The organism is Halosimplex halophilum, assembly GCF_004698125.1.
Lineage (GTDB): Archaea > Halobacteriota > Halobacteria > Halobacteriales > Haloarculaceae > Halosimplex > Halosimplex halophilum.
Genome location: NZ_ML214298.1, coordinates 331,303 through 345,294, shown reverse-complemented (window position 1 = coordinate 345,294; position 13,992 = coordinate 331,303). Strand labels below are relative to the sequence as shown.

Here is a 13,992-nt window from a genome sequence, read left to right as displayed (position 1 = left end):
TGACGGGGCCTCGCTAACCATCAATGACAGACGCAACCATCTACCGGACTAACCGTGACCTGTTCTCGAACCATTACCTCAACGATCATCTCCGTGAAACCGAACCCTGGAACGAGGTTCCTGACGCGGAGGTAGAAGCGGCCTTCGAGGAGATCAGCGACCTCCTCGACGAAAAACGCGATCGTGTCGAGGACTACAACGAGGCCCAGCTTGAGCGAAACCTCATCCGTCCGATTTTCGAGATCCTCGACATCTCCTTCGAGATCGAGGAGACGGTCATGCGCAATGCTCGGCGGCCGGACTACGGGTTCTTCCCGGGCGAGGAGGCCGCCGATACCGCGTTCGACCGTGAAAACTTCTATGAGGAGGCCATCGCAGTCGCGGACGCGAAACGATGGGGTCGAAAGCTCGACACCCGGGGTGAGGAAAAGCGCGACTTCGAAAATCCGAGCTACCAGATCCACCGCTATCTCCAGGAAACCCCGGCCCAGTGGGCAGTCCTTACGAACGGAGAGAAGTGGCGACTGTACTACGGGCCGACGAGCCACCGTCTGGACTCTTTCTACGAGATCGACCTCCCGAAGCTCCTCGACATCGTCGACGAGAATGGAGACCTTGAGGCGTTCAAGGAGTTCTACCTCTTCTTCCGGCAGGACGCGTTCCTCCCGGACCAGTCGGGTGACTGCTTCCTCGACGACGTGTATGACGAATCGAGCGTTTTTGCCGAGGAACTCGGTGAGGACCTGCAGGAGAATATCTACGAGGCAATTCGCGTCCTCGCAGAGGGGTTTCTCGATACCAACGAGGACTTGGACGAAGCGGACCTCGACCTGATTCACGACAGTTCGCTCATCTATCTCTACCGGCTCATCTTCGTGCTCTACGCCGAGAGTGAAGGTCGGAACCTCCTTCCAACGGACAACGAGATCTACAGCGCGAGCTACAGCCTGAACGAGCTCAAACAGATCGTTGTCGAGAACCGGAGCAAGACCCAGCAGGAGTACCAGTCGTGGCAGACGGATCTCTGGGACCGGCTCGAGGAACTGTTCGTCCTCATCGACCAGGGGAGCCAGGGGCAGGGCATCCCGAAGCAGGACCTCTACATTCCCGCGTACAACGGGGGGCTCTTCCGCACGGATCCGGACGAGGACGACAGCGTCGAATCACAGTTCCTCTCGGAGTACGAGGTTGGCGACGCCTATATCGCGGAGGTCATCGAACTCCTCACGCGACACGAGGCCTCGGAGGGCGATGGCAAGGTCTTCGTTGACTACTCCTCGCTAGACGAGCGGAATCTCGGCTCTATCTACGAAGGGCTGCTCGAGTATAAACTGTCCGTCGCTGACGAACCCCTGGCCATTGATGACGGTGAGTACGTCGCTGCTGGTGACGACGACACAGTTACCGTCGAGACGGGAGAGGTCTATCTCCGCACTGACGACGGAGAGCGAAAGGCGACGGGGTCGTACTACACCCCCGAGTACGTCGTCGAATACATCGTCGACGAGACGCTCGGGCCACTCGTGGAGGAGATCCGGCAGGATCTCATGTCACAGGGGGCGGACACAACTCACAGCCGTGAGGGCGGGTTCGCCGAAGAGTTCGCCGAGCGAATTTTCGACCTCACTGTACTAGATCCGGCAATGGGAAGCGGCCATTTCCCGGTCAATGCTGTCGACTATCTTGCCCGCGAGATCATCGACGCCCAGGAACGCCAGGACCGACAGGCGCTCGACACCGAGGGCGAAGATGTCCGTTCCCCGAGGACGGAGGAGGGGGAGCTACGGGACATCAACTGGGCGCGCCGGAAGGTTGCCCAGCGCTGTATCTACGGTGTCGACGTCAATCCGCTCGCGACCGAGCTGGCCAAGGTCTCTCTCTGGCTACGGACGCTCGCGGCAGAGCAACCGCTCGCATTCCTCGACCACCACCTCAAAACAGGCAACTCACTGGTCGGAAGCGACATTGAGGATGTGCTGTCCAACGGCGATGACGAAACCACAGAGGACGGCCAGCTAACACTCCAGGAGTCGCTCGACCACACGCGAAAGCGCGCAATGGAGCACGTCACCGACCGCTTCCAAGACCTGCTCGATATCGACAATGAGACTCTGGAGGACGCAAAGGAGATGGAGGCGGTCTACGACGAGGTACGTGACGACCCTCTCTATCAGAAGCTCCTCGCGATGGCTAACGTCCACACTGCCGGCACATTTGGGCTCGATATACCTGACGACGCTGACGAGCGGATGGCTAGAGCGCTCCACAGTGACGCGTGGGAGAACATTAAGGAACAAGACTGGTTCAAGAGCGCGCAGGCTATGGCTGAGGAGGAGCGCTTCTTCCACTGGGAACTTGAGTTCCCGATGGCGTTTTACAATCAGGATGGGGAGCGGAAGGCGGATGCTGGATTCGATGCGATAATTGGGAATCCTCCGTATGTGCGCCAAGAACAATTATCAAGATCCAAGGATTTCCTTTCACTCTCGTACGAGGGTTACGACAGCGCTGCAGATCTTTATGTGTACTTTCTTGAAATCGGACACTTAATTCTTCGAGATGGTGGTAGACTAGGATATATTGTCTCAAACAAGTTCGTGCACGCAGACTATGGCCAGAAAATCAGAGAGATTCTTTCGAAGGAGAACCGTATCGAGAAGTTAATTGACTTCCACTCTTTGCCAGTTTTCTCAAGCGAAGTGAGCGCATATCCTTTGATAATGCTGGCAGAGGGCGTAACGCCAAGTGAAAGCCAGAAAATAGATATAGCAGTGCTGGAAGATCTAGATTTTACAACTCTCCGCTCTGAGATTAAGAGCCATTCTTACGAAATACCCCAGTCATCGCTGGACGAGGAGTCGTGGAACCTCCAGTCGAACGAAGTCCGAAAAGTTCTACTTAAATTGGAGGAGCTGTCCAGGCCATTGGTTGATTATTTGCAGGATCCCCTGTACAGAGGAATTTTGACCGGTCTGAATGATGCATTTATTCTATCAAAGGAAGAGAAAGAGCAAGTGGGGTATGAAGGAGAACATATCAAGCCTTTGTTGCGGGGGAAAGACGTGCATCGGTATCAGATTAGCTATGAAAATAGATATCTGATCCGTATACCCTCTGGGTGGACAAGAAAACATTCCGGCGCTCAAAACGAGGAAGAAGCGTGGAAGTGGTTTAAATCAGAGTTTCCTAAACTAGCGGAGCATCTTATTCAATTCCGAGACGATGCGCAAGAACGTTATGATCGTGGGGATTTCTGGTGGGAACTCCGGCCCTGTGATTATTATAATGTGTTTTCCGAGCCAAAGATAGTCTACCCTGTAATATCGAAAGGGCCCAATTTTGCGTATGACCGAGACGGCCACTATATAAATGATAAATTGTATGCAATTTCCGGAGAAAACCTTCCTCTCTTAGGAATACTCAACTCGGATTTAATTCATTTTTGGATTCAAGCAGAACTGTCTGGGCTACGGGGCGGGTATCAAGAATTCCGTGCCACACACGTAGAAGACGTTCCAATACCTTACAATATATCTGGGAACGACGAACTTGGGGAACTTGTATCTAAAGCAACCGACCTGAGAGAGGAGTTGGCTAATCTCAATCTCGATCTACTCGACTACCTTGGCAACTACTGCGGAGGCCCCAGTCTCCCCGACATCGGTCTCTTCCAGCCTACAGGTTCAAATATCCTCAATGAGACTATAGAAAACTACGAGAAACTCCAGATCGAACGCGCCCGCACGAAGCGGGACGGCCAAGCAGTCACTATCGAGGCGACGGCACGCTACAAGCCCGAAGACGAGGACGAGTTCGAGACCGATACCTACGGCTACACAGAGACGGAGTTCTACGAAGCGTTCACGCTCACAGACTTGGCCGACGAGGAGGCCACACTCGTCGAGGAATTCGTCCCTGTCGCCGTCGAGGAAGAAATCGGCGACTTCCATGACAACGCTACGAAAAATATCTCCCTGATCGACCGTCTGAAGGCGATGACCCTGCCCGACCCCGACGACGTGGCTGACGATCTCCGGCGCTACATCGAGACGAAGGAACGCGCTGACGAACTCGATGAGAAGATCGAGAGGACGGATCAGCTCATCGACGAGATCGTTTACGACCTCTACGACTTGACTGAGGAGGAGATCGAGATTGTAGAGGAAGCTGTTAAAGAGGAGTAAGACAGATCAGGCCCTCTCAGAGAATTCCCGTAACATATCGTGGAGATCAGTCTTCGAACTCTTCTCGCATGCTTCTCCGTGTATAGATGGGGTCCGGGGTGCCAGGGTGATGCTCTTCGAGGAATTCCTCATACTCGAGGGCATCGCCCCATAATTCGTCTTCAGACAGCCCCGGATCCAGTCGGATAATCAGCGTTCCCAGAGAGATACTTTCCCTGTTCTGCTTCCCATAGGTCAGTTCAAATTCAGTCACCAGATACTGGAAAGGGAGCGTGCTTGCCAGCTCACGTAGTTCGTCTTCGGTATACCCGATCGAGCTATCCTCTCCAAGTGACCGTTCTCTGAATATCTCTCCGTAGCTCCGGTATTTGCTGAATTCCGAGTAGTGCTTCTCGTCTTCCCCGACGCGTTTGTCGTATACGGCTGCCTCGATAATGTCACTCGCAGGGTAGCGGCCGATCGGATGATCCTGTTTGAAATTGCTGTTTTTTGCTGGTTCGAATTCCACGACAAAGTCGAAATCCTGGTTGGTTTCGCCCTCCTCAAGATACCGTCCTTGAGAGATGAGCGTGGAGTCATCATCAAGACTTTCTCGCCGACTCAGGGAGGTGGGTCGAGATTCGATTTTCCACTCCTGACTTTCCTTTTCGACTATTTGAGGGTTTTCTTCGGTTCCTTCCTTCTCAAAGCCAGTTAATAACTTCGAGCGAGTGGCCAGTTCGAGGTCAGTCGCAGCGTCCGACCCCAGATTTGAGAGAGATACGGTGAACTTCGGTCGGCGGGGAGTGTCGGTCCCTGTATATCTCAGTTCCTTGAGGTAGACGTCTGGGGAATTGAGATCTTGCAGGAATTCATGTTGTTCGTCCTGCGCCTGACTCATATCGATATACACCACTAACAGGAGTAGACTGAGGAGTAACCCCCCTATGGTGCCCAGCGCCTGGATCTGTTTATCAACTACTGAATTTGGGTCATAGGCAACGTATCCTAGTAACAGAAACAATAGGACAATTGCTGCGAATGATCCGAGAAACAGCTGGTTAATCCGCTTTTTGGAAATGAAGCCGATTCGCTCTCCGATCATGCGTCCCCTGATACATCCACCCCAGTTAACTCTACTTTTTCAACGTTTCTTCAAACCGTTTCGGCCGTAGACGGTATTAAATATCAGAACCCATCTACATCCACGACAACCCAGCGTTCAATTCTTCCAAGAACTCCGGGTGTATCTGAGCGTTAGTGGGGAACGAAAGCTGGTTGCCCTCCCGTTCGACGATCGTCTCGCGAAGGAAGGGATGTGCAGGCTCGAACGATGGGCTCGTCCGAATCCGATACTCACTATCGACTGTGAACAGCGCGGCATCGAACGCCCGGTGATGGAGTGAGTTCAGTACGAGTACGTTCTCCGCGTGCTCTGCGAGATCGGGATGCTGGCTCCGCGGCAGGATGTGTGCCAGATCGAGTAGCGCCCCCTCACGAATACCGGTCATCGCGCAGGCATGCCCGTACCGTTCAAACGTCTTTTCCCGGAATGCTTCACTCACCGTCGTCTCGGTCGTTTCGTAGCGTCGAATCTCTCCTTCCGTATCGAGGAGTTCGCCAGTCGGCCACTGGGAGACCTTTCCTTCCCTGACCCACTGCTTCCAGACTTCGGGCGCCTGGTCGTCATCGTTCGCCTGCGCACGCCTGTGGAGCCACGAGACCGGGACCGCCTGTGTGTTGAGGATAGAAAAGTGAAAATGGTAGTTCGGTATCTGTTCTCCTGAATGGTCCTGATAGGCACGCACCTCTAGGTGGTCGGGAACACAGAGCCCACAGAACTCGACGACACCGCTCTCGGGTTTTCGGAACACCAGCACGGGAGGCACCTCCTCACGTCGTCCCGAGGCTGCCCTGTCGAACGCATCCTTGATTTTCCGATTCTGTGCCGACTCGTCATACCGGAGATCCTTTTTCGCATCGCCCCAGTAGCTCACGTAACCAGCGTTGACCGCAAGCGTGTCCTCCCAGGGATCGTCGTGCTGGGAGATTCCGGCATCGTTCGAGATGAGGAAGAGGGCTGCGGGTATCTCCGAGCGATTTGCACCAAGGTCACGGATTCCGCCTGTGTTTCTGATCCCGCTACTCAGCGGACCGCGGATCCACCGCAGAAACTGGTCTTCCGCGTTCCTGAAGCTTCCCGTGTCCCGATAAGTCTCACCGACGCGGAAGGCTCGCTGCATACCATCTCTCTGATGACCAGCCTTTGAAATACATTTGCCTGGTAGCTAGTCAAGATCCTTGGAGTTGCAGTTCGAATATTACCACTAAGTCTGGTCTGTAACCCATAAATACATTATATGCGACAGTACTATATCCGGCAATGAGTTCAGATCCCCAGAATCTCGCGGCATTTCTCGAACAGTACGCCTTTGAGCCGTCTGTGGACTATACGTTAGAAAGTGCGGAGAGGGGGGTAGAAAAGCTCGAATCAGGTTGCACAACTTTTCTCGAGAAAGTGGGTTATGATCCGGATCGAATTGAGCACCGAGTGTATCTGGACCCAGGAAAGTCTTCGGGACTCGATCAGTTTGTCGCTGATTTCGTGATCCGGCAACGAACGACCGAATCAATCCGTATCCTCGCAAGCACGGGGATGGGTGAGAGGCATGATATTAACCACGAGAGGAACTCTGTAACTTCAATGGATATTTCTTCTCGGTATTTCGATTATTTCGATGCTCTCGATTACCGCTTTTTCATCATATTCACAAACCAGTATCTACTCATAGCAGAGCCGGACGGGTCTCTTGATGCATACGCCTATGACCGATTGACGGAGTCAGAAGCTGAAGAAATAAAGACACAGATCAGTCCTCTTCGAGAGCACGGTGACTAGTTTGCCGAGAAGTTAAGTTGGGCCACTACATCTTGATGTAGCAGTGTCTGGTTGCGCATGCGGCTTCGATATCGGGGACCGCGTCAGCTTCGCGGGCGGTGAAGGCGAACTCGTCAAGGCCAATCATCGTCCATCGGGTCAGTGTCTGCTCCACATCTTGACTGATGACGATAACTCGAAGAAGCTTCCTGCTGCAGTTGTTGACCTGATAGACAGCAGCGACGCGCTGCTTGAGAAGGGTGAGTTCGATGAGCCTGAGCGGTTCCACCTTCGTGCCCGGGCAGCCGAACTCGATCTCGCCCATCGCCAGGACCGATTCGTCGCGCTGGAGAACAACCGCATCGACATCGCCCCCCACCAGGTGAAGGCTGCACACGAGATTCTCACCTCTTACGACCATCGCTACCTCATCGGCGACGAGGTGGGGCTGGGGAAGACGATCGAGGCAGCGATCGTCATCGAGGAACTTGCCGCCCGGGGGCAGGCCGACCGTGTGCTCATCGTCGCCCCGGCGCCGCTTACCACCCAGTGGCAGGAAGAACTCCGCGAGAAGTTCGACACGAACTATGTCATCTACGACCGCGATTACGTCGAGGCCAAGAAGGACGCCTACCCTGCCGAGAATGTCTGGTCGCACGAAGACCGAATCATCACCTCCATCGACTTCGCCAAGCAGGAGGACATGCTCTCCGCCCTGAAGAACGTCCAGGACGACTGGGACATCGCACTCTTCGACGAATCCCACCATCTCACCGCACGCCGTGAGGGAAAGCGCGGCATCGATAAAACTGACCGATACCGGGTCGGAGAGGCGGTTTCTGAAACCTCTGATGGGTTGCTGTTCCTCACCGGAACTCCGCACAACGGGAAGCGCGACCAGTTCTACTTCATGATCTCGCTACTCGACCCCTATCGGTTCCGCGACGAGCACGATGTCGACAAAGAAGGACTGCGAGACCTGATGATCCGTCGACTGAAGGACGAGATGTACGAGGCGGACGGGTCGCCGATGTTCCCCGAGAAGAACATTCAGACGCTCCCAGTCGAGTTCACGGAGGAGGAACGGCAGCTTTACGACGACATCACGGAGTACATTACCGAGCACTACAACCTCGCCAGCCGGGAAGAGAACGATGCTGCGGGGTTCGCCATGGTCCTCTACCAGAAACGCCTCGTCTCCTCGATCTACGCGATTCAGCAATCCCTCCGGAACCGGATGGAGTCGATCAAGGCAGGCGGTGCCGACCCGGGCGACCTCTCTCCAGTTACGAAGAGCCTGCTCGACGAGTACCGAGAGGACCCCGAGATGCTCACGGAGGCACAGCGCGAGCACGTCGAAGAGGAGCTTGGTGGTGCCGTAGTCTCTAATGATCCGGACAGGATCGAAGAAGAGCTCTCGATAGTCCGTGACCTCTACAACCAAGCGAAGGCCATCCCAGTGGACTCGAAGGCAGAACGGCTGCGAGAGTACGTCAATGGGATTCTGGAAGAGGATCCGGACGAGAAAATCCTCATCTTTACCGAATATACAGACACACTCGAGTACCTCAAGGGGCGAGTGTTCGGAGACAGGGATATCGCGGAAATTTATGGCGACCTCTCCCAGTCGCAGCGCCAACAACAGTTCAAGAAGTTCGAAGGCCCCGCCAATGTGATGCTGGCAACAGACGCCGCCCGGGAGGGACTGAACCTCCAGTTCGCCCACATCATGGTGAACTACGACCTGCCCTGGAACCCGACACGGATCGACCAGCGTATTGGACGTCTCCACCGCTACGGACAGGAGGAGACTGTCGAGATTCGAAACCTGTTCTTCAAGGACACCCGGGAGAGCATCATCCTCGAGCGACTCCTCGAGAAGATCGACGAGATCGAGGAAACGCTTGGGATGAGCTCGGATGTCCTTGGGCTCGTACTCGAAGACGTCGACCTGGAGGAGCAGATCATGTCCGCACTCGCGACCGGCCAGAGTCCAGATGCCGTGGTCGACGACCTTGAGGCCATCGTCGAGGACCAGGAAGAGGCTGTCCGTCGCGTCGACGAAGAACTCCTCATCCGGGATAAATTTGACCTGAGTGAGGAAGACAGAGATATCCTCGACATCGTCGAGGAGAGCGCTACTGATACGGTCAGCGACGAAGACATCGAATATCTCGTCAGAACAGTCTGTCAGGAGTTCGGTGGTGGCCTCGAAAACGTTCGTCCTGGTCCCGCCGAAGACGGTGCTGACGTGTTTGATCTGGTCGTTCCTGACCCGGTTACCAGTGAGGATGTCGCGAGGCGATATGACGGTGCAACCTTCGACCGGGAAAACGCGCTTGCAGACGAGACTCTCGAATTCATCACACTTGACCACCCAGCTGTCCAGGCAATGATGGCGTACTGTCTGGACACAGACGCTGTTGGTGGACAGACAGCTGTTCTCACTGGAGGGGCGGAACTGAAGACACCGGGACTTCTCTGCCACTACCGGATTGGCTATCTCTCGGGATCAGGTGATACAGTGACTGAAAAACTCGCGCAAGTCTACGTCACTCCTGATGGTACGACTCAAACCGAGAACATCCACATCACGGGTGGGCTGCCCCCGTCAGCGATCGACGAGTATCCCTCGATTGGCGCTGTAACCGCGCAAGCTGAAGAACTCGTCTCGAAAGCAGACGACGTGGCATGGAAACTCATTGACGACCTTGCCCAAGAAGCACGCGCAGACCGAGAGCGGGAGGTCCGTATTCGCCGAGAGCACGCCAAGAACTATTTCGAGTACCGGATGGAAGACCTCGAAGAACGAATCGAGCAGTTCGAAGAGCGTGACCGTGCGGGCGAAGATATGAGCGCAGTACTCGCGAAACACCGCAGTGAGCTTGCCGAATTACGAGAGCAGAAAAATGCAGAGATGGCCCGGCTTGACGGGGAAGAACAGGTCGTTCCCGATGAACCCGACCTCGTGAATATGGCCGTTGTCATCGACGCCTTTAAGAACTGATCACGGTTCCGAACGACTTTCATCATTCCCACCCATCCGTTCGCACAATGGATTCGGGACCATCTGCGATCGATCTCTTCTGTGGCGCTGGGGGGCTTACTGAAGGGCTCCGACGGGCCGGCTATGACGTACGCTGGGCAATCGATTATGACGAGTCAGCAGTTGAAACCTACCGCGAGAACCACGATGACCACGCCATTCGGGCGGATATTCGTGATACGGACCCTGCCGAAGATGGACCCGATATCGACCCGGGCGACCTTGACCTCGTGGCGGGTGGCCCACCCTGTCCATCGTTCTCCACGATTGGTCGTTCAAAGCTAGGCTCTCTTGAAGATCGCTCCGTTGACGAAGACGATCGAAACGTTCTGTATCTCGATTTCCTTCGGTACGTCAGGTATTTCCAGCCACAGGCGTTCGTTATGGAGAACGTTCCCGGGATGCTGACTGATACAGTCACTGTCGAGTCGGATACAGTCCAAGAATCTCTTCCGACGGAGACAGAACAGGAGGTCGAGCAGTCGCCGGTTGGTGAGGATGTCCCTGTCACAGATGTCATCCTTGAAGAAATGGAGGGGCTGGATTATACTACAGACTGGTTTCTCGTTGACGCAGCGGACTTTGGCGTTCCACAGCATCGAGAACGGCTCTTCTTCATCGGCCGGCGAACTGGAGAGACTCTACCGGAACTCACCCAGTGGTTCACCCATCGAGAGCCGACCGACCGAGAGAAAGACCAGCGGATGCAGATTCGTCCTGAACTGAGGGACGACAGTGATGAATCCCAGGAGACGCTCAAAACTGGATCGTCCGCTGTCTTTCCTTCCTTAGAGCCCAACCGAGAATACAGGCATCCCTATCTCACCGTTGCAGACGCGATTATGGACTTGCCGCCGATCTCCCCTGATGGGGAGATGCCACCGAGCCAGGCGACTGAGTACACGCTTCCTCCCGTCTCCCCGTATCAGGAATGGGCCCGAAATCTCTCAGATGGCGAGGACTGGGAAGAGCAGACACTCCGTAACCATGACGCACGCTGGCACAATCACCTTGACCTCTCCATATACAAGCTGCTTGGTCACGGCGTCGGGTGGAACATCGGTCAGGTAAGTACTCGACTCCAACCATACCGCGACGACGTGTTTCCCGATAAGTACAAGAAGCAGAATCCTGCAGAACCAGCGTCAACGATTCTCGCACACATCCAGAAGGATGGGCACATGTTCATCCACCCGACAGAGGCACGATCGCTCTCTCCTCGAGAAGCGGCTCGTCTGCAGTCATTCAAAGACACATACTGGTTCCCAGAGAGCCGTACAAGCGCATATCGCTTGATTGGAAATGCAGTGCCGCCTCGGCTGGGGGAGGCAGTCGGTGTTGCGGTTCGGGAGACAATTCTTTCAGGTAAACACGTTACTGATTGAGGGCCTGTACTACAGTACTCATTTCCGCCCGTACTAGAGGACCTTGCTTAGATGCGTGGATGGTCGATTTGACGGTCCTGTCGAAAACTTCCGGTATAGCGGTTCGTCACAACGGCTCACTAAATCGCATATCCGAAGAATTGCTGGATAGCCTCGGAACCTTCGGACGGGAGGTCTGTAAGAAACGGCCCGGACGCTTTACTACTCTCGACGTGTGGCGCCCCATAGACTGACCAGGTGTGGATCGGGTCTGGCGCGAGCAGGTCCATCACCACATATTCAATAGGTGCTGCGTGGGTGACTGATCAGCGGTCACCTGTAGAAGAGGTGTTTGTCCCATTGTTCACCGCGAATGCTGCCTGTGTGACTGCTATCACTGAGTTGCGTGGCTAATTGCTTTACAGGCTTTCACCGGGGTTATTATCTCATTGTATGTTGTGTCGAGTTAGGCCGCTGTTTGGATATCGATGTGATTTCATGCCGTGATTTTTCGCTGTTATTCAAAGGGAAGTTTCTTGGGCAGTCCAAGGTACAGGTTCAGGGTATGCCGCAATCGTGGAGTATTGCGCAGGCTGTTGATCGGGTGAATCGCTCGATTTTGTTGCCTGCGATTCAGCGGGAGTTTGTTTGGGATGCGGATCAGATTATTCGGCTGTTTGATTCGTTGATGCAGGAATACCCGATTGGGGCGTTCTTAGTCTGGCATTTGAATGGGGAGGCGGCACAGGATGAGATGAAATATCAATTCATACAACATTATATTGAGGATAGTGTCCACCCGGATGAGCCAGAGTTTGAGCAGATGCGGTATCACAATAAAAAGATACGGGAGGAAGATGAGATTGATTTGCCGAGTGAGCAGGATCTTATTTTGGACGGGCAGCAACGGTTGACGGCGTTTTATATCGGGTTGAAGGGGACGTTCACGGAGAAGCAGAAATATGCACAGCGAAAGAACGCAGATGCGTGGAATCAGAAGCGGCTGTATCTGAATTTGTTGTCGGGTGACGATGAGACAGTTGATGATGAGCTCGGGCTGCAGTACGAGTTTTCGTTCCGGGAGCCGGACCCATCGAATTCGGAAGGGACGTACTGGTATCGTGTCGGTGAGGTCCTGAACATCGACCAGTCGGATGATGTGATGGATATCGCGTCGGAATTGGATGTACCGGATGAACAGCGATGGTCTGCTGGGACGACATTGAAGAAGCTGTTCGATGCGGTGCATAATGACGATCTGATCCAGTATCATGAAGAGAATACGACTGATCGGGAGCGGGTACTGGATATTTTCATCCGGATGAACGACGGTGGGACGCCGTTGAGTAAGTCTGAGATTCTATTGTCGATGGCGACAGCACGGTGGGGTGAAGGGGAGGATTCAGTAGATGCGCGCGAGCAGATTACATCGTTCGTTGACAATCTGAATCGACGACATCCGGATAAAAACTTCAAATTCGGGATTGACTTCATTCTGAAGGCGTTGTTGATGTACGGGACGGAATCCATCCCGCAGTACCGCATTGGGAATTTTTCGAATGAGAATCTCGATCGGATGCAGACCGTGTGGGAAAACGGGACCTTCCAAGACTCAATTGAGCGAGCGATCGACCTGATCGTTGAGTTCGGCATCGACAATCGCAGCCTCACCAGTCACAATGCGTTGATCCCGATTTCGTACTACATTTACCGGCATAACCCGTCGCTGGATTGGACGTCACAGGACGGGTTGGAGACGCGGAAACGGATTCATTACTGGTTGACCTCAGCGTTGCTGAATGGGACATTCAATTCACGGCCGGACGAAGTCTTGGACGATGCGCGGACCGCAATCGATGAGGCCGACAGCGGGTACCCGTTAGAAGAGATTCACAGTCGAATGCGTGGCCGCGGAAAAGTCGTTGGGTTCAGCGCGGAGGTCCTTGACACGCTATTGGAAGAAACGACATACAGGTCCAAGAAGTCGTTCCTGTTGTTGTCACTGCTGCATTTCGGTGACGCGGTCAGAGAGGGTGTCGAGTACCAGCAAGATCATATTTTCCCGCAAAATCGGCTTGACGCCGAGGAGTTGGTCAAGGAACATGAATTCCCTCGCCCCCAGGCGGAACAGTTAGAAGACGCCTGTGACCGTGTAGCGAATCTGCAGTTATTGACTGATGAGGAGAACGCGCGAAAACAAGAACTCCCATTCGAAGAATGGATCCGGACGCGGACCGACGATTACCGAGACCGTCATTGCATCCCCCAGAATGATTCACTGTACCAGATCGAGAACTTCTTGCAGTTCTTGGATGCCCGAGATCAACTGATTCGAGAGCGCGTCGTAGAGACGTTCCAGGACTTCACACAGGAACGAACAGAGATCACTCAAGATTGAGTTCTGGAGAATCCGTTTTCTGTCAGCCAGACAGAATCAAATTCTCATGAAAGGTTGGGCCCCCCTCATTTCAGTGTGTTCCTAGGTGCAAAAGCCGAGTGTCTAATCTCGAGACACGCTCTTCCAAGGGGTAGGCTAGTCTT

7 protein-coding genes are annotated in these 13,992 nt (G+C 54.2%); 5 read left to right on the top strand and 2 right to left on the bottom strand.

Going from position 1 to position 13,992, the window contains the following annotated elements:
• Positions 1 to 23 precede the first annotated feature (23 nt).
• Positions 24 to 4,184, top strand: a complete 4,161-nt coding sequence (locus tag E3328_RS12785) for an Eco57I restriction-modification methylase domain-containing protein (protein ID WP_135365028.1) — start codon at positions 24 to 26, stop codon at positions 4,182 to 4,184.
• 46 nt (positions 4,185 to 4,230) lie between these two features.
• On the opposite strand, the gene E3328_RS12780 is transcribed toward E3328_RS12785, so the two are convergent.
• Entirely contained in the window at positions 4,231 to 5,268 is a 1,038-nt protein-coding gene (locus tag E3328_RS12780; RefSeq protein WP_135365027.1) for a hypothetical protein, read from the bottom strand.
• 94 nt (positions 5,269 to 5,362) lie between these two features.
• On the bottom strand, positions 5,363 to 6,406 hold the full coding sequence (locus E3328_RS12775; RefSeq protein WP_135365026.1) for an HNH endonuclease: 1,044 nt from the start codon (positions 6,404 to 6,406) through the stop codon (positions 5,363 to 5,365).
• Between the two features lie 140 nt (positions 6,407 to 6,546).
• Between E3328_RS12775 and E3328_RS12770 the strand changes: the two genes are divergently transcribed.
• From E3328_RS12770 to E3328_RS12755, 4 genes are all read left to right on the top strand, one after another.
• Entirely contained in the window at positions 6,547 to 7,062 is a 516-nt protein-coding gene (locus tag E3328_RS12770) for a hypothetical protein (RefSeq protein WP_135365025.1), read from the top strand.
• Positions 7,063 to 7,105: 43 nt separating this feature from the next.
• Complete coding sequence (locus E3328_RS12765; protein ID WP_135365024.1) at positions 7,106 to 10,048, top strand: DEAD/DEAH box helicase; 2,943 nt, start codon at positions 7,106 to 7,108, stop codon at positions 10,046 to 10,048.
• Between the two features lie 47 nt (positions 10,049 to 10,095).
• Positions 10,096 to 11,472 carry a DNA cytosine methyltransferase gene (locus E3328_RS12760; RefSeq protein WP_135365023.1) on the top strand — a complete coding sequence of 459 codons (1,377 nt, stop codon included), beginning with the start codon at positions 10,096 to 10,098 and terminating at the stop codon, positions 11,470 to 11,472.
• A gap of 544 nt (positions 11,473 to 12,016) precedes the next feature.
• Positions 12,017 to 13,849, top strand: coding sequence for a DUF262 domain-containing protein (locus E3328_RS12755; RefSeq protein ID WP_135365022.1), 1,833 nt, complete (start codon positions 12,017 to 12,019; stop codon positions 13,847 to 13,849).
• The last annotated feature ends 143 nt before the right edge of the window (positions 13,850 to 13,992 follow it).